The sequence below is a fragment of the Oceanobacillus neutriphilus genome, assembly GCF_014645515.1.
GTDB lineage: Bacteria > Bacillota > Bacilli > Bacillales > Amphibacillaceae > Oceanobacillus > Oceanobacillus neutriphilus.
This window is the reverse complement of sequence record NZ_BMLW01000002.1, coordinates 91,194-106,793: the sequence shown is the minus strand read 5'-3', so window position 1 is coordinate 106,793 and position 15,600 is coordinate 91,194. Positions and strand designations below refer to the sequence as shown.

Genomic DNA, 15,600 nt, shown 5'->3' with positions numbered 1-15,600 from the left:
ATGGAAAAATTGGATATGAGACAGCTTTATATGTATTTTGCCTGGGTCGTTTCTCTGGTTGCAACATTGGGAAGTCTTTATTTTAGTGAAATAAAGGGTTTTATACCCTGTGAATTATGCTGGTACCAACGTATTGCTATGTATCCATTGGCTCTCATTCTTGGAGTAGCAACATTTAAACAGGAATTTACTATTAAAAAGTATGTACTTCCAATTGCCATTATTGGCTGGTGTATTTCACTGTATCATTATCTCGAGCAAAAAGTACCGGGGTTTGCACCATTAAAACCATGCGTGGGTGGTGTACCGTGTAATGCGGAGTATATTAATTGGCTAGGCTTTATTACAATACCATTTTTAGCATTCACTGCTTTTACGCTGATTATTATCTTTATGTTACTTATGAAATCAAATAAGAAATAAGAAAGAGCCGCCGATATGATATGTTTATCGGCGGTTTTCGTTATTATCTTCTAAAAATAGAAATATTTGATATATTAAAACGAAAAATTTGAAATATTTGCAGACAGAAATTAATTTATTTTATCGAATATGTTATGATGGGATATAATCCAAATTCGGGATTAGATACTGGACAGAAATGGCAAAGGAGTCAAAGGTAATGACAGAAAAGGAATTAGAAATATTAAGAATTATAGAAGAGGATGCACGAATTGATTTAAATACATTAGCAAAAATGACAAGTATAAATGAAGAGGAAATTAAAGCGATATTAAAAAAATTGGAGAAGATGAAGGTTATCTTAAATTATTCAGCAGTCGTTGACTGGAGCAAGGTACCTCAGACTGAACGGGTAACAGCAATGATTGATGTAAAGGTAACACCGAAGCGCGGTGTCGGTTTTGATGAAGTAGCAGAGAGAATTTATCGTTTCTCTGAGGTACAGGCTTTGTATCTAATGTCCGGGGCTTATGATCTTCAAGTAGTGATTGAAGGAAAAACAATGCAGGAGATTGCCCGTTTTGTATCTGAAAAACTTTCATCGATAGATTCGGTGATTTCAACAACAACACATTTTCAATTGAAGAAATATAAGCATGATGGAATCGTTTTTGAAGAGGGCGAAGAAGATCGCAGAATAGTGGTGACACCATGAGTCAATTAAACGTAAAAACAAAAAGCCGCTTATCATCACGTATACAGGATATTCAGCCATCTGGAATCCGGAGATTTTTCGATCTGGCTTCTTCCATGGATAATATTATTTCCTTAGGTGTCGGAGAACCTGATTTTATTACACCATGGAACATTCGTGAGGCCAGTATTTCATCCATGGAAAGAGGGTTTACTGCTTATTCAGCAAATGCGGGTGTACTGGAATTAAGACAGGAAATTTCAAAATATATGTATGAGCGTTTTGATGTGGATTATGATCCTGAAACAGAGGTGCTGGTAACAGTTGGGGCAAGTGAAGCGATTGATATTGGCTGCCGTGCCATTTTGGACCCGGGTGATGAAGTGATCATTGTAGAACCTGGATTTGTATCCTATTCTCCGCTGGTATCAATGGCTGGCGGTGTGCCGGTTTCAGTGGGAACAAGGATAGAGGATGACTTCAAAGTATCAGCAGAACAGATTCGGGCTGCGATTACAGAGAAAACAAAGGCACTAATGATTAGTTTCCCAAATAATCCGACTGGTGCTGTTATGCTGAGAGAGGATTTGCAGGAGATAGCAGTTCTTGCTGAAGAACATGATTTAATCGTATTTTCTGATGAGATTTATGCTGAGTTAAGCTACGATAATCAGCATGTCAGCTTTGCCGCTCTCGATGGAATGAAGGAGAGAACTATTTTAATTTCCGGATTTTCAAAAGCTTTTGCAATGACAGGCTGGCGTTTAGGCTTTGTGATGGCTCCGCCAGATTTATTGGCTGCAATGCTTAAGCTTCATCAGTACAGCTTAATGTGTGCACCAACAATGGCACAGTATGGAGCACTGGAAGCGTTGAAGAGCGGGATGGAGGATGTGGAAAGAATGACACAATCCTACAAGCAGCGACGCGGATTTTTTGTAGAGTCCTTTGCTGAGATGGGCTTAGCATGTCATATGCCCGGCGGTGCATTTTATGCATTTCCATCTATTAAAGCTACAGGATTAACATCGGAAGAATTTGCAGAAAAATTATTATATGAAGAGCATGTTGCTGTTGTACCAGGGGATATCTTTGGCGCAGGGGGAGAGGGGCATATCCGTTGCTCCTATGCGACTTCGATGGAAAACCTGCAGGAAGCAACAAAGCGCATGAATCGTTTTGTAAGTAAATACCTGTAATAATTAACAGGTTTGCAGAAAAGAATCTTAATATAGTAAAAAGCCTGGTGATTGATTTAAATAGAAATCAATCACCAGGCTTTTATTAAAACTAAGCGAAGATATCGCTAATTTTTTGAACGTCTTCTTCAGATAGTGAAATTTCTGCTGCTTTCTGGTTGCTTAATACCTGATCCGGACGTTTTGCCCCTGGAATAATTACATCAACAGAGTCTTTCGTGAAATACCAGGCCAAAACAATATGAGCAACCTCTTCGCCATATTTATCAGCTATTTTTCTTATCTGATCTACTTTTTCAAGATTATCTGCAAACTGCTGACCCTGGAAATTAGGATTTTTTGCTCTTAAGTCTGAGAAAGTGGAATTTTTATCATATTTACCTGCTAATAATCCTGATTCCAGCGGGAAGTAAGGAATAAAAGTAATTTGATTTCCGGCTGTATAAGGGAAATAGTCTTTCTCTGCATCTCTTTTTAATAAATTATATTCTCCTTGAAACACATCTACATAGCCATCTTGATTTGCTTCTTTCAATTGTTCGGGTGAGAAGTTAGAAACGCCGATGGAGCGGATTTTTCCTTGATCTTTTAATTCTTTTAAAGCCCCGACTGCTTCTGCCTTTGGAGTATTCTCATCCGGGTTATGGATATAAAACAAATCAATATAATCTGTCTGGAGACGCTTTAGTGCATCATCCACAGATTGTTTTAAAAAAGCAGGTGAATTGTCAATTACTACATCACTGCCGACAAATTTCTGTGCTGCTTTAGTTGCTAAAACAGCTTCCTCGCGGTTATATTCTTTAAGAACCTCGCCAATTAATTCTTCAGAACGCTCAGGACCGTAAATAAAAGCAGTATCCAGCATATTGATACCATTATTTAGTGCTGTGCGGACAACATCTTTTCCCTGCTCCTCATCAAGCATATCAGGATAGATATTATGACCGCCTACAGCATTGGTGCCTAAACCGATTGGGTTTACCGAAATATCAGATTTACCTAATTTTACGTGCTGTACCATTTTAAAACCCCTTTTCCGATAAAATTACTACATTTAAAATATACCACAAAATTAGGTAAATAAACATTTAAATCAAGCTTTCCTATTTTGATTCTCTCCCTTCCGGATAAGAAGGGAGAGAATCAATAATATAAATCCCGCAGCTAGAGTTACGAAAGGAAATAGGAAGAGGAATAATATTGTAGGAATACTCTCCAAGGCATCTGTATAATATCCAATTGGATAAGGAGCCAAAGAGCTGGCGATAAGCAGCTCTGTCTGTAAAGCATCACGTTCAGAAAAGCTGAAGGAGGTCTTATCTATACTTCCATTTTCATCTAATATATGTGCGGTGTACTGTAATTTCTTATCCGGGACACTTCCAGCTATATCTCCGTCTGGTGTTTCTTTTTCAACTTCTCTTGTTTTCTTTAAAAGTATAATGAACTGTGTTTTATCATTGCTTTTATCCTCCAGGGTTAAATAGGCAATTTCTCCATAGTACCGGTTTAATCCGACGTCTTCCATTCTGACTGGATAATCTTTCAGCTTGTCCAGCTCTTCCCCGTCGATTTTCAAAGATAAATCTGCGATGCTCATTTTCCTGCTCTGGGGATCTCTATGACTATTCTCTATTTTTGCAGTTTCTTCTGTCTCTATTATATGATCTTTAAAATGAAATGTAGATTCAGTAGGCGGGCTTCCTGTACTCACATTTGTAATTTCATACGCTGCATCCATTTTTTGATTATGTATAAGCTCCATTATTATTTTTGTACTTAATGGTAAAGAAGTTAAAAATAAGAACGCTCCAACCAAAAATAATAAAAGCTTCAGCACTTTTTTCATGATAATTTCACCTCTGAATCGAATAGACTATCTTATTATACATTTTATTTTTGAATTTATGCTCATTAATTCACAATGTGTTTTTCATTTTAACATAGTACAATCTTTTACAGCAAATATCTGCAGTAAAAAAGCCTCTTCCCGATTTTCTCAGGAAAGACTTTTCTTTTGCTTGCAGATTTTCTAAAGAAGGCAGTCCTGCTGCTTTAACGGCGGGAGCTATCAGTCTTTTACTACCAATCCAATTAAAGAAGCAAACTGAATTGCCTGATAGGAAGACACCTTGCAGCCTTTTAAGCTTTCCAGGGAAACAGTCAATGCTTCAAAGCTGGAGGAGCTGATATCTATTCCTTTCAGAGAAGTCTCTTCAAAGTTAGCATCATTAAGCTCACAGCGGTTAAACTCTATTTTTTTGAATTTGCAATTATAAAAGTCAACATTCGTTAAGACAGCTTCATTAAATATGACCTTTTCCAGCTTTGCATTTCCGAAAGTAGCCAGATTTAAGGTAGAATCGTCGAATCTTACATTGCCGATGGAGGATTCAGGGAATTCACAGCCGACCAGCTTACAATGAATAAATTCTACGCGGTGGATAGAGGATTTTGTCAGATTCACATTAGATAGATCACAATTTTCAAAGCGCACATCAGTCAGTTCTATATTGCCAAAGTCCGTCTGATTGAATTGACAATTTTTTATGACTGCATCGTAAATCCGTACACGTTCGACAACCTCGTTAGTAAAATCAGCTCCGGTAATTTCACACATTTCCAGTAAGGGATCCTCATCATAAAAAATATCGGTAAATCTTTTCTCTGTTAATACGGGAGAGATTTTGGGAATATCTATTTTCATTTTTATGCCTTCTTTCTATTGATTCTATTTGATTATAATTCGGATATTTAATTTATTTCAATCATAACATAATATCGTTTTAACGATATTTGTACAATGGTATACTAGATATTAATTAAAATAATTGATGAAAAAAGGGGAAGGGGATTCAAATGGGAAGATCTGAGGCAGCAATTTTCACTAATATGTGCATGATTGTGAATGAGAAGGGGCAAATTTTAGTTCAAGATAGACAAAATCCAAACTGGCCGGGTATTACTTTTCCAGGAGGACATATTGAAAAAAGAGAGTCCTTTCACGATTCAGTTGTAAGAGAAGTAGAGGAAGAGACGGGCTTACATATCGAAAATCCTGTCCTGTGCGGAACGAAGCAATTTCAAACGATTCAAGATGAAAGATATGTTGTATTGTTTTATAAAACAGCAGCCTTTTCCGGAGAGTTAAAAAGCTCTGATGAAGGAGAGGTATTCTGGATTGAAAAGGATGAATTACCTGAATATACGTTGGCGAATGATTTTCTAGAAATGTATAGAGTATTTATTGATGAAAAAATTTCAGAGTTTTATTATGAACAAAGCGGAGAAGAAGCAAATGTAATATTATTATAATTATTTTCATATTTTTGTATGAAGAATAGTATGCGGTAGTGGATGAAAACCAGCTAATAACTTTGAATAAAACATACAGGAGGAAAATTCAATGGATATATGGCAAAAAGTATTAGAAAAAATAAACTCTCAAATATCCAAACCCAGTTTTAATACCTGGTTTAAAAATACTTCGGCAGAATTAGAAGACGATGCCTTAACGATTTATTCATCCAGTGCATTTACAATAGATTGGCTGGAGACAAATTATAGTACATTGATTATTGATACGATAAAAGATGTAACTGGAGAGGATTACAGTATTCATTTTGAAGTAACAGAAGAAAATGAAAAGCTGACATCTATTTTCCCGAACGCTTATTTTGAATCATCACAAAATGATACAGACAGCATTACTAGATTAGAAAGAAAGATAGACCGGCTGGAGCAGAGAATTGAACAGTTAATAGATGTGAAACGTCTAGATGAAAGAGCAGAGCAGCTGGAAGAAAGAATAAGTAAGCTGGAGGAACAAGTGAAATGATTTTTTATGGGTACGATTGGAATAATTGCCAGTGGTACTAAGAAAGTTATAGGCATAGCTAACCTTACTTCTGTTATCGGTCCTTTATCCATTAAAGCGTATAACGAATATGTCACAGAAAGGCTGGGAACGGTTAAAACTGTTTTGCCCTACCGGAAGACATATGCGTGGAAATTGGAACAGCCTGTATTGTTTAAAGAGCCGGTCAGCTATGAGCATCCTAATGGTGCTGTGATTTGGGTTAGTTTCAAAAATAAAGATATGGAAGCTGTTAATAATCAAATAAAACTATCAATCGTACAAAATGATTAAAAAATGGATTTAACAAGAGAGATCGAAAGGAATCAAACTGTTCATGGAAAAGGAACAACAGAAAAGTTTTATTTATTGTACTTTGTTATTAGTCATCATTACTATCCTGTTTATTATATTTAGAGATTTATTTGATGTTATTATTCTTTCTTACATCAGTGATTCAATGGTAGTTGGAGTTTTCTTTGCACTGATATTTTTATTATTAAGAAAAAACCGTGCTTTCTTTTTTGAAAAGCTGACATTTGACTTTTTCAAAAATATAAATAATTATATATATGTTTTTATAGGCTATTTACTTGCGGTTGCTTGCTCAGGAGCGGTTTCATATCTTTCCATCAGCAGCCAAAATTCCGGAACAGAAATTATACAGATTACTTCTATACCATTAATTATTCTGTTAATAATAGTTGCCGGTATATTTGTTCCAATCTACGAAGAATTATTAATGAAAAGAGTAATTTTAGATTTCTCACGCAGTTACCTTCCATTTTGGATGGGAATGCTGATTACATCATTGATTTTTACGCTGCTTCACAACGTTCCCCTGCCACAGAGGATTTTTATCTTTATGTTTAGTGTTATCACGTGTATTGTTTATAGAAAAACAGACTCGCTATATGGACCAATTTTGATTCATAGTTTATGGAATTTCACAAGCTTGGCTTAAAAAATAAGCAGGATAATAAATTCAAAGAAGAATCTCAGAGCTACTGTTTTGAGATTCGTTTTTCATTTTTACTTGACCTTCACGTTACGTAATACTTTAAATTAAAAACAAAATGTGAAAAGGTGTGAGTGAAATGAATATCAACATATTACGATCAGATAAGATTTATAGGGATATTATCGCCTGTCCGCCAGAAGAAAAAGCTGAATTATACCGTCAAAGGATGCTGGCTCCTTTCATGAAAAAATGGGATATACAGCAGATTCCATTTCGGGCAGAGGAGGAAAATGGATTTGATGTGATGACGATAAATAATATGGCTCATCTGGCGCCGGAGATGATAACGCCGGAAATAGAATCAGAGTTAGAAATGATTTCCTCAGATAAATTATGGGATGAGTTAAATCAGGCAATGGAATATAGCTTAAACCAATTTACTAAGCAAGGTATTGATTTGCCTGTGTCCGATTATTTATTTACAATTTTGTTAGGGAACCCTGACAGCAAGATTTTGCAGCTGAGTGAAGGATACAGTGGAGAAGGAGGGATCCCCGGTTATATTTTTTTAAGTCTGATTCCAAATGAGTACACATTAAAGCGCTTGAAATCTGTATTAGCTCATGAATGTAATCATAATGTCCGTTATCAATTTATTGAATGGAATGATAAAATTAATCTTGGAGAATTAATTGTAAGCGAAGGACTTGCAGAGAATTTTGCGACCTCCATATATGGTGAAGATTTAGTTGGACCCTGGGTCAGTAAAACAGATGCCAATACACTGAATCATGTCATTAAACCAATATTAAAGGAAAATCTGGAAATAACAGGATTGCAGCAAATCATGCAATATCTTTATGGAGATGAAGTTACTAAATTACAAGGTTTACCAACAGTTGGGGTACCACATAGCGCTGGATATGCATGCGGATATTATTTAGTGAAGTATTACCTGCAAAAAACGGGGAAATCCATTGTAGAAGCAACGATACTCCCGGCTGATGAGATATTAAGTGAGGTGAAAGAATATTGGAATGAAGAAACCATACTATACCGTTAAAGATATGATTGTCATAACTGGTGTGACGAAAAGAACACTCCATTATTATGATGAAATCAACTTATTAAAGCCGGATAGTTATTCAGATAAAGGCTATCGGATGTACAATCATGAGAATCTGAAAAAATTGCGGATGATTTTGCTTTTAAAGGAATTAGATCTCCCCTTGAAAGAAATAACAAGCATTATAGAGATGTCAAAACAAGAACAGAGGACTGTTTTAGCCAGACATTATCACGTAATGGAGATGAAAAAACAGAACCTCGAACGAACATTGACCAATTTAAATGATTTTATGTCAGGTAAAGATATTGTTTTTTTAGATATGTTCCATAAAGGCGGTATATTGCCGTTAAAAGAACAGTACCAAAAAGAAGCGAAATATGAATACGGACATACTGATAAATATAAAGAGTATGAAAAAAATATCGAGCAAACCCCTGAAGCAGAAAGGGCTGCTATATTTGAAGCTTTCGATCAAAATATGCAGGATATATTCCAGCGGTTTGCCAGTCTTTCTGAGGAATCACCTGCTTCTAAAAAGGTGCAGCAAACTGTGCTTGAGTGGAAAAAATATATAACACAGTTTATGACTGGGGATAAGGAGATTCTGCAATGTATCGCTTATACGTATAAGGATGATAAGAGCTTTAAAGCATATATCAATCAATTCGGGAATGATACATTGAATGAATTTATCTGCCAGGCGATTATACATCACTGCCAAGCTGAAGAGCTTTCCAATAAAAATAAATCAATATAGGATTGAAACACCTAAATTCAGGGAATAATCAATTAGAGTATATAGCTAGTTGGAGGTATTATCATGACAGATACATTTAAAGCACTTGTAATAGAAAAAGAAAATGAAAACTTACATCTAAATGTAAAAGAAATTGAACCTTCTTATTTACCTGAAGGTGATGTTCTCATTAAGGTGAAGTATAGCGGAATTAACTATAAAGATGGTCTTGCTGCTCATCCTGATGGCAATATTGTAAAGGAATATCCTTTTATTCCGGGAATTGATTTAGCAGGAGAAGTAGTTGACTCTAAGGATGATCGTTATCAGGCAGGTGATCCGGTTATCGTTACAAGCTATGAATTAGGCGTTTCTCATTTTGGCGGATATAGTGAATATGCATGCGTGCCGGCAGAATGGATTGTACCTCTTCCGGAAGGCTTAAGCTTAAAAGAAAGCATGATCTTGGGAACAGCCGGTTTTACAGCAGCTTTATCGGTTCAAAGGTTAGAAGAGAATGGACTTAACCCGGAAAATGGTGCGGTCCTTGTTACTGGAGCTACAGGCGGCGTAGGAAGTATTGCTATCTCTCTTTTGAAAAAGAAAGGGTATCACGTAGTGGCCAGTACTGGAAAAGATTCTGAAAAGGATTATTTGCAGCAGTTAGGCGCAGCAGAAGTAATTGACAGAAAAGAAATTTATAACGGAAAGCTGAAAAAGCTCGACAAGCAAAAATGGGCTTCTGCAATTGATGCGGTAGGCGGAGAGCCGTTAGCTTCCCTATTAGCACAAATAAAATACCGTGGCAGCGTTGCTGTCAGCGGGATGGCTGCTGGTGTAGAGCTTCCTTCATCTGTTTTTCCGTTTATTTTACGCGGTGTTTCCTTACTTGGGATAGATTCGGTATATTGCCCGATGGAAGAGCGGAAGCAGATCTGGGAACGTTTAGCCGGCGATTTAAAATTAGATAACCTTGAGGATTTAGTATATAAGGAAGCAGGGCTGGAGGCATTGCCGGAGTTATTACCAGCAATGTTTGAAAGTAATCATTTAGGGAGAGTGCTTGTGAATTTAGAAGGTTAATTATATATATCATGCAGAAGGAGAACGGAAAAAAATAGCGTTCTCCTTCTTTCTTTTTAATTAGTCTGTCTGCTCGTCTATAAAATCAATCAGCTGATCAATAAACTCTTCATAAGACCTTGAATTAGCAAGCTTATTGACATTTTCGGGATTAGAAAGAATTTTAATATATTCATCATAAATATCACGGTAAAGATTTCGTTCATTATAGTTCATAGCAATTAAAGAGATAATTTTTATATTCGAAGCATCTCCCCATGGGATAGGCTGTTTCGTTATCATTACCGCAATTGCTGTTTGCAATGCGTCCATATTTATGGAGTGGGGGACGGCAACTATATTATTAAAAGCAGTAGACGATAGATTTTCTCTTTTAACCACATCCTGGGCAAAATCTTGTTTAACCAGTTGTAATGAAGCCATTTTTTTCGTAATAAAATGAATGACTTCAAATTCATCTTTAAAAACTTCATTGCTCAGAATAAAGAGCCTTTTATCAAATAAAGAGATAAGATTTTGCTTGATTTGCTTTTGTTTTTTATCATGCTTTATCTTGTTTACCTGTGTTTGTATTTTTAAAATATCATCCGCATCCATAAAGGTATTAATAAGCACTTCTTTTATATGAAGCTCAAATGGAATGGTTACAGTGGAAATAATTAAATCTCCACGCACCTCTGTTATCTCCTTATCAATCCTGGTTATTACCTTTGTAATAACTAATTGATTTGCAAAATAGTGCTCCAGCTTCTCTTTTATCACCAAGTGTAAGTTGTTATAGGCTGGACAAATAAGAATGACGTTTATAGAATCATTATTTTTTTGTTTTAACTCCAAACAACTCCCCACATGCAAAGCAATATAGGTTATTTCATCTTCGGGCAATCTAATGTTCAATTCTTCTGAGAGAAGATTGGCAATATAGACAGATAGATCATAAATCAATGGTGAAGAGCTTTTAATAGACTGCGTAAGTGGATTTTCAAATGAAAAATTATTGGAAGCTCTAATCATCATGTTTTGAACATGTAAAGCAAATTTGGTCTTGAATTCTTCATCATCCAAGCTGATTAAGTAGCTCTCGTTTACCTTTTGTATAATTTGATTAACTAAGCTCATATACCGGGAATGTGCTTCAGTTCCAGTCTCTTCAAGGGTATTCGTTGTTTTACTGCTTATCAGTGCCTGCAGGTAATATAATTCATTTTCATCCATTTGAACATGAAAATAAGATTCAATTAAGTGTTGTATTTCATGAACAATTTTTATTGAAATAAATTTTTCTTTAAAAGGATAGACGTGATAATGTATATATTGATTATCCTGTATCCGTTCAATGGAAACAACAATATGATAGATAATGTTGCCTAGAGTATATTCATTGATATCGTAATCGTGACTTTGAATAATTTGCAGCAGCTTCTTTTTGAAATTTCCAAGCTCATAACCAAATGTCTTCTCTAAGTCAATAATATTGTAAAAGGTTGTATTATATTCTTTAGTATAAATCACACGCATTATTTTGCGCTTATCTATTTCCCTCCCTTTTAAAAATAAATAATCTTTAGCTCTTTCAATGCTCAGGTCATAATTTTTAATAAATTTTCGGCATTCTATCAAATCTTTTTCAATAGTTGGAACGCTTACAAATAATTCATCACTTAAATCAAATATATCCACACCATTCTCAGCTAAGATGAGCCTTTGTAAAATGAAGTACATTCTGTTTTCAAATGGTTTATTCTCTGTTTGTATGGTTTCACCATTCTCTATTTTTTTCAGACGATAACCTTCGCTTGAAGATTCTATGATAAATAAGTGATTATAATGTTCATTAATATACTGAATATAGTTCCTCAAGGTCCGGGGCGAAATATTTAAATAAGTTAGTATTTGTTTTGATTTCATCCAGCCACTGTGTTCCTCTAATAAATGAATGAGTGCTTCGATGTTTTTTTCCTTCATTAGAATTCCCCTCCCTCCGTTCTGTTTCAAACAATCTCTATAGAATTAACTTCATTATAATCCTGTCATTACATTATAAGAAAATAAATCTATTGCCAGCCAATAGGCAAAAGGAATATTCGTTAGTATACCTTATCCTTGGCATAATATAAGTACATCAAAAACAAGGGGGAAAAACAAAATGAAAAAAACAGTTTTACTAATTTGCAGTGGTGGAGCTTCCAGCGGTTTTCTAGCTCAAAATATTCGTAAGTCTGCTAAGAAAAAAGGGTTTGAGGTAGAAGTGATAGCAAGAGGCGAATCAGAATTGGTTGATTATATGGACCGAATCAGCATGGTATTAATAGCACCACATTTAAGCTATATTCAGGATGATATTGCAGAACAGCTTTCAAATACGAATATTCCTTATCAAGTCATTGATCAAATGACTTATGGAACATTGAATGGAGATAAAGGTCTTGACATTATCGTCAAGGAGCTGGGATTAGAATAATTCTGGATAAGGGGGATAACCATGAACAAATTGATTGCGTATATGAACCGCTCGTTTGCACCTAAGATGAATAAAATTACCAGGAATGCCTGGGTTTCTGCTATACAAGAATCTATTATGGGTGTATTACCGTTAATTCTCGTTGGGTCATTAATCACACTGATTATGATTTTAAATGATTTCATTCCTAATATGCCTAATCTGCAACCTATCAGTGATTTTTCATTTGGTTTAATGAGTCTGTTCATTTCTTTTCTGACACCATACTTTATCATGGAAAAATTGAAAAAAAGTGATCGAAAATTAGTTGCAGGTTTAACAGGTGCAGCAATGTTTTTATTTTTGCTCTCTCCAACTTTTAATGATGAGGGGCAAATTATATTTTCTTTTGAAAGATTTGGGGCAAATGGAATGTTTGTCGCTATTATTGTCGGACTGCTTGTTGGTTTTGTATTCTATTTATTCAGCAAAATGTCCTTTTTTAAAGAATCAAGCTCACTGCCTGACTTTATTATAGTCTGGTTCGATACGATTGTACCAATTACACTATTATTGTTGGCTGCATGGCTTTTTACAATTGTCGGAAGCTTTGATCTTTATGATGCCATTCTCAGTCTGTTTGAACCGCTCAACTATATTGGTCAAAGTTTTGCAGGCTTTGTTATTATCACATTTATTAGTGTGTTTTTATATTCGTTCGGTATTAGTCCATGGGCTTTATACCCGATTATTTTTCCAATCTGGATGGCCGGAATTGAACAAAACGCAAACCTATTAAGTCAGGGAGCAGAACCTTCCTTTATTCATACATTTGAGACAATGATGGCCTGGATATGGATTGGTGGTATGGGAACGACATTGCCTTTAGTCATTATTATGCTTCTGATTGCCAAATCGAATCACTTGAAAGCAATCAGCAGGGTAACAATAGTTCCTTCTATCTTTAATATTAATGAGCCTGTTGTATTTGGTGCTCCTGTAGCCTTTAATCCGATTCTTATGATCCCGATGTGGCTGAACGGTATTATCATTCCGGCAATCACATATATAGTTCTTTCCATGGGAGTAATCACACTTCCGGCTGAGGTAATGCAATTATGGTATGTGCCTATTGGAATTTCCACCTATCTCGTTAATACAGATATTAGCGGATTATTACTGCTGCTGATTAATCTCGTCGTATCATTAATCATCTGGTATCCTTTTGTCAAAGTATATGATAATCAAAAAGTAAATGAAGAAAAACAGCCGGAGGAAGTTTAATTCAATTTAAGGAGGGCTTGATTTGAGCCAACATAATGCAGAAAGTTTACAAGAAGTATCTATGAAAATTATATTAGGAGCTGGAGATGCAAGGGCTGATATTCAAGCTGCTTTGAAGGATGTAGAAACGTTTAAATTCGCAGAGGCGGAAGCGAAATTAGCACAAGCAAAAAAACATATGTCAGCAGCACATTCAGCTCAAACAGAGACGATTCAAGAAGAGGCCAGAGGAGAAGCAGTTCCTTATTCTACTTTATTCACACATGCTCAGGACCATCTGATGACAGTAATGAGTGAGTGGAATATAGCCAGAAATCTATTAAAAATCTCTAAATCATTTGATCAAAGGATAAAGAAATTAGAAAGTGAATAATTTGTCGATTGGAAGTGATACGATGTCTGTTCAGGCGCCTCATTTATTTCCGGATGATTTTCTATGGGGGGCGGCAACTGCTGCTTATCAAATTGAGGGAGATCATTTAAAATATGGAAAAACACTATCGGTTGTTGAAAAAAATATGAATAAAAATTACGCTGATCCAAGTATTGCTTCAGGTCATTATCAATATTGGGAAAAAGACATTGCGCTTATGAAGGAGCTTGGATTGAAAGCATACCGATTTTCTATTTCCTGGCCGAGAATATTGCCAAACGGTCGAGGAAAAATAAATCAAGAAGGCTTAGATTTTTATCGTAATTTGATTAATAAACTAAAAGAATATGAAATAGAGCCAATCGTTACCATTTATCATTTTGATTTGCCCCAGTGCCTGCAGGAGGAATACGGAGGGTGGTCATCCAGGAAGGTCATAGATGATTTTGAAGCATACTGTCGAGTACTTTTCACATATTTTGATGATGTAAACTATTGGCTTACCATTAATGAGCAAAGTAACATGTTTCAGCTGCCGTATTTGATGGAATTTAATCCTGACATTCCATTGGAGAAGCAGAAATATGAAATGAATCACATTATGACATTAGCTCATGCTAAAGCAATTCACCTATGTCGTACACAGCTTCCTAATGCAAAAATTGGACCGGCATTAGGCATTATTCCTAATTATCCCGCCAGCTCTAAACCAGAGGATATCTTAGCAGCAAGACATGCTGATGAACTGCGGACATATCTATTTATGGATTTATATATGAAAGGGGAATACAGACCTTTTGTATGGAATTATCTCGTGGAAAATGGAATAGAACCGACCATTGAGCCTGAAGATATGGCATGTATAAAATCTGCGAAACCTGATTTTATAGGGATTAACTATTATCAGTCTCGTGTTGTAAAATATATTCCGGAAGATGCGGATAAAAAAGAATTAAAGTTGAATTATGATGGGAAAGACGATGATACGCAGTATGATAATATTCCAGGGCTCTTTGAAGGAATGACTAATCCATTTACACAAAAAACAAGATGGGATTGGGAAATTGATCCGATAGGGTTTCGATATATATTAAATGAACTATATGACCGTTATCAGATTCCATTGATGATTACAGAGAACGGTCTCGGAACGCTGGATGAACTGACAGAGGATAAACAAGTTCATGACCAGGAAAGAATTGATTTTCTCCGTGATCATATCCGGCAGCTTCAACTGGCCATCAAAGATGGAGCAGAGGTATGGGGATATATGCCATGGTCCTTTATTGATTTATTAAGCACCTCCAGTGGTTTTAGAAAACGATATGGGTTTGTATATATTGATCGTGATGACAAGAATATGAAAACCCTTGAGAGAATTAAAAAGGACAGTTTTGTCTGGTATCAGAAAGTAATTGCATCCAATGGCAGCAGGCTTTAACGAAAAGAATGCTGAGGTATTAATATATATATTGGCTTTTTTTAAAATATATATTTTAT

General features: G+C 35.6%; 18 protein-coding genes. 14 read left to right on the top strand and 4 right to left on the bottom strand.

Translation table 11 applies throughout. The features are described from left to right. From IEX29_RS03620 to IEX29_RS03610, 3 genes are all read left to right on the top strand, one after another. The gene (locus IEX29_RS03620) at nucleotides 1-423 is read left to right on the top strand and encodes a disulfide oxidoreductase (protein WP_188733159.1); all 423 of its coding nucleotides are present in this window, start codon (nucleotides 1-3) and stop codon (nucleotides 421-423) included. A gap of 199 nt (nucleotides 424-622) precedes the next feature. Next, nucleotides 623-1,117, top strand: a complete 495-nt coding sequence (locus tag IEX29_RS03615; protein ID WP_188733158.1) for an Lrp/AsnC family transcriptional regulator — start codon at nucleotides 623-625, stop codon at nucleotides 1,115-1,117. Next, on the top strand, nucleotides 1,114-2,295 hold the full coding sequence (locus IEX29_RS03610; RefSeq protein ID WP_188733157.1) for an aminotransferase: 1,182 nt from the start codon (nucleotides 1,114-1,116) through the stop codon (nucleotides 2,293-2,295). The genes IEX29_RS03615 and IEX29_RS03610 overlap by 4 nt, the downstream gene beginning before the upstream one ends. A 91-nt stretch (nucleotides 2,296-2,386) precedes the next feature. Here the strand turns inward: IEX29_RS03610 and IEX29_RS03605 are convergent, their stop codons facing one another. The 3 genes from IEX29_RS03605 to IEX29_RS03595 all read right to left on the bottom strand — a co-directional run bounded on the left by IEX29_RS03605 (nucleotide 2,387) and on the right by IEX29_RS03595 (nucleotide 5,005). Continuing rightward, a complete protein-coding gene (locus IEX29_RS03605) occupies nucleotides 2,387-3,319 on the bottom strand; it encodes an aldo/keto reductase (RefSeq protein ID WP_188733156.1) in 933 nt (310 codons plus the stop codon). A 72-nt stretch (nucleotides 3,320-3,391) separates the two neighbouring features. Then, the gene (locus IEX29_RS03600) at nucleotides 3,392-4,147 is read right to left on the bottom strand and encodes a hypothetical protein (protein ID WP_188733155.1); all 756 of its coding nucleotides are present in this window, start codon (nucleotides 4,145-4,147) and stop codon (nucleotides 3,392-3,394) included. A gap of 222 nt (nucleotides 4,148-4,369) precedes the next feature. After that, nucleotides 4,370-5,005: a pentapeptide repeat-containing protein gene (locus tag IEX29_RS03595; RefSeq protein ID WP_188733154.1), complete on the bottom strand. Its 636-nt coding sequence runs from the start codon at nucleotides 5,003-5,005 to the stop codon at nucleotides 4,370-4,372. A gap of 152 nt (nucleotides 5,006-5,157) precedes the next feature. On the opposite strand from IEX29_RS03595, the gene IEX29_RS03590 reads away from it, so the two are divergent. The 7 genes from IEX29_RS03590 (at nucleotide 5,158) to IEX29_RS03560 (ending at nucleotide 10,003) form a co-directional block, all read left to right on the top strand. After that, the gene (locus tag IEX29_RS03590; protein ID WP_188733153.1) at nucleotides 5,158-5,613 is read left to right on the top strand and encodes an 8-oxo-dGTP diphosphatase; all 456 of its coding nucleotides are present in this window, start codon (nucleotides 5,158-5,160) and stop codon (nucleotides 5,611-5,613) included. 91 nt (nucleotides 5,614-5,704) lie between these two features. Next, nucleotides 5,705-6,136 carry a DnaA N-terminal domain-containing protein gene (locus tag IEX29_RS03585; protein WP_188733152.1) on the top strand — a complete coding sequence of 144 codons (432 nt, stop codon included), beginning with the start codon at nucleotides 5,705-5,707 and terminating at the stop codon, nucleotides 6,134-6,136. A gap of 6 nt (nucleotides 6,137-6,142) precedes the next feature. Continuing rightward, nucleotides 6,143-6,448 carry a hypothetical protein gene (locus IEX29_RS03580; protein ID WP_188733151.1) on the top strand — a complete coding sequence of 102 codons (306 nt, stop codon included), beginning with the start codon at nucleotides 6,143-6,145 and terminating at the stop codon, nucleotides 6,446-6,448. A gap of 43 nt (nucleotides 6,449-6,491) precedes the next feature. Then, nucleotides 6,492-7,118, top strand: a complete 627-nt coding sequence (locus IEX29_RS03575) for a CPBP family intramembrane glutamic endopeptidase (RefSeq protein ID WP_188733150.1) — start codon at nucleotides 6,492-6,494, stop codon at nucleotides 7,116-7,118. 133 nt (nucleotides 7,119-7,251) lie between these two features. Continuing rightward, entirely contained in the window at nucleotides 7,252-8,178 is a 927-nt protein-coding gene (locus tag IEX29_RS03570; RefSeq protein ID WP_188733149.1) for a DUF2268 domain-containing putative Zn-dependent protease, read from the top strand. Then, nucleotides 8,153-8,941: a MerR family transcriptional regulator gene (locus IEX29_RS03565; protein WP_188733148.1), complete on the top strand. Its 789-nt coding sequence runs from the start codon at nucleotides 8,153-8,155 to the stop codon at nucleotides 8,939-8,941. The genes IEX29_RS03570 and IEX29_RS03565 overlap by 26 nt, the downstream gene beginning before the upstream one ends. Nucleotides 8,942-9,004: 63 nt before the next feature. Beyond that, a complete protein-coding gene (locus IEX29_RS03560) occupies nucleotides 9,005-10,003 on the top strand; it encodes an acrylyl-CoA reductase family protein (RefSeq protein WP_188733147.1) in 999 nt (332 codons plus the stop codon). 60 nt (nucleotides 10,004-10,063) lie between these two features. Here the strand turns inward: IEX29_RS03560 and IEX29_RS03555 are convergent, their stop codons facing one another. Continuing rightward, complete coding sequence (locus IEX29_RS03555; protein WP_188733146.1) at nucleotides 10,064-11,968, bottom strand: BglG family transcription antiterminator; 1,905 nt, start codon at nucleotides 11,966-11,968, stop codon at nucleotides 10,064-10,066. A gap of 181 nt (nucleotides 11,969-12,149) precedes the next feature. On the opposite strand from IEX29_RS03555, the gene IEX29_RS03550 reads away from it, so the two are divergent. From IEX29_RS03550 to IEX29_RS03535, 4 genes are read left to right on the top strand one after another with little or no spacing between them, the layout of a single operon-like run. Next, nucleotides 12,150-12,464: a PTS sugar transporter subunit IIB gene (locus IEX29_RS03550; RefSeq protein WP_188733145.1), complete on the top strand. Its 315-nt coding sequence runs from the start codon at nucleotides 12,150-12,152 to the stop codon at nucleotides 12,462-12,464. A gap of 21 nt (nucleotides 12,465-12,485) precedes the next feature. Further along, the gene (locus IEX29_RS03545; RefSeq protein WP_188733144.1) at nucleotides 12,486-13,727 is read left to right on the top strand and encodes a PTS sugar transporter subunit IIC; all 1,242 of its coding nucleotides are present in this window, start codon (nucleotides 12,486-12,488) and stop codon (nucleotides 13,725-13,727) included. A 22-nt stretch (nucleotides 13,728-13,749) separates the two neighbouring features. Beyond that, nucleotides 13,750-14,100 carry a PTS lactose/cellobiose transporter subunit IIA gene (locus IEX29_RS03540; RefSeq protein WP_229720075.1) on the top strand — a complete coding sequence of 117 codons (351 nt, stop codon included), beginning with the start codon at nucleotides 13,750-13,752 and terminating at the stop codon, nucleotides 14,098-14,100. Continuing rightward, nucleotides 14,093-15,541: a glycoside hydrolase family 1 protein gene (locus IEX29_RS03535; RefSeq protein WP_229720074.1), complete on the top strand. Its 1,449-nt coding sequence runs from the start codon at nucleotides 14,093-14,095 to the stop codon at nucleotides 15,539-15,541. The genes IEX29_RS03540 and IEX29_RS03535 overlap by 8 nt, the downstream gene beginning before the upstream one ends. Nucleotides 15,542-15,600 lie beyond the last annotated feature (59 nt).

What these genes read in the sequence shown, in the direction of transcription:
- IEX29_RS03620 (WP_188733159.1), top strand. Translation starts at nt 1, where the DNA reads ATGGAAAAATTGGATATGAGACAGCTTTATATGTATTTTGCCTGGGTC.
- IEX29_RS03615 (WP_188733158.1), top strand. Translation starts at nt 623, where the DNA reads ATGACAGAAAAGGAATTAGAAATATTAAGAATTATAGAAGAGGATGCA.
- IEX29_RS03610 (WP_188733157.1), top strand. Translation starts at nt 1,114, where the DNA reads ATGAGTCAATTAAACGTAAAAACAAAAAGCCGCTTATCATCACGTATA.
- IEX29_RS03605 (WP_188733156.1), bottom strand. Translation starts at nt 3,319, where the DNA reads ATGGTACAGCACGTAAAATTAGGTAAATCTGATATTTCGGTAAACCCA.
- IEX29_RS03600 (WP_188733155.1), bottom strand. Translation starts at nt 4,147, where the DNA reads ATGAAAAAAGTGCTGAAGCTTTTATTATTTTTGGTTGGAGCGTTCTTA.
- IEX29_RS03595 (WP_188733154.1), bottom strand. Translation starts at nt 5,005, where the DNA reads ATGAAAATAGATATTCCCAAAATCTCTCCCGTATTAACAGAGAAAAGA.
- IEX29_RS03590 (WP_188733153.1), top strand. Translation starts at nt 5,158, where the DNA reads ATGGGAAGATCTGAGGCAGCAATTTTCACTAATATGTGCATGATTGTG.
- IEX29_RS03585 (WP_188733152.1), top strand. Translation starts at nt 5,705, where the DNA reads ATGGATATATGGCAAAAAGTATTAGAAAAAATAAACTCTCAAATATCC.
- IEX29_RS03580 (WP_188733151.1), top strand. Translation starts at nt 6,143, where the DNA reads ATGGGTACGATTGGAATAATTGCCAGTGGTACTAAGAAAGTTATAGGC.
- IEX29_RS03575 (WP_188733150.1), top strand. Translation starts at nt 6,492, where the DNA reads ATGGAAAAGGAACAACAGAAAAGTTTTATTTATTGTACTTTGTTATTA.
- IEX29_RS03570 (WP_188733149.1), top strand. Translation starts at nt 7,252, where the DNA reads ATGAATATCAACATATTACGATCAGATAAGATTTATAGGGATATTATC.
- IEX29_RS03565 (WP_188733148.1), top strand. Translation starts at nt 8,153, where the DNA reads ATGAAGAAACCATACTATACCGTTAAAGATATGATTGTCATAACTGGT.
- IEX29_RS03560 (WP_188733147.1), top strand. Translation starts at nt 9,005, where the DNA reads ATGACAGATACATTTAAAGCACTTGTAATAGAAAAAGAAAATGAAAAC.
- IEX29_RS03555 (WP_188733146.1), bottom strand. Translation starts at nt 11,968, where the DNA reads ATGAAGGAAAAAAACATCGAAGCACTCATTCATTTATTAGAGGAACAC.
- IEX29_RS03550 (WP_188733145.1), top strand. Translation starts at nt 12,150, where the DNA reads ATGAAAAAAACAGTTTTACTAATTTGCAGTGGTGGAGCTTCCAGCGGT.
- IEX29_RS03545 (WP_188733144.1), top strand. Translation starts at nt 12,486, where the DNA reads ATGAACAAATTGATTGCGTATATGAACCGCTCGTTTGCACCTAAGATG.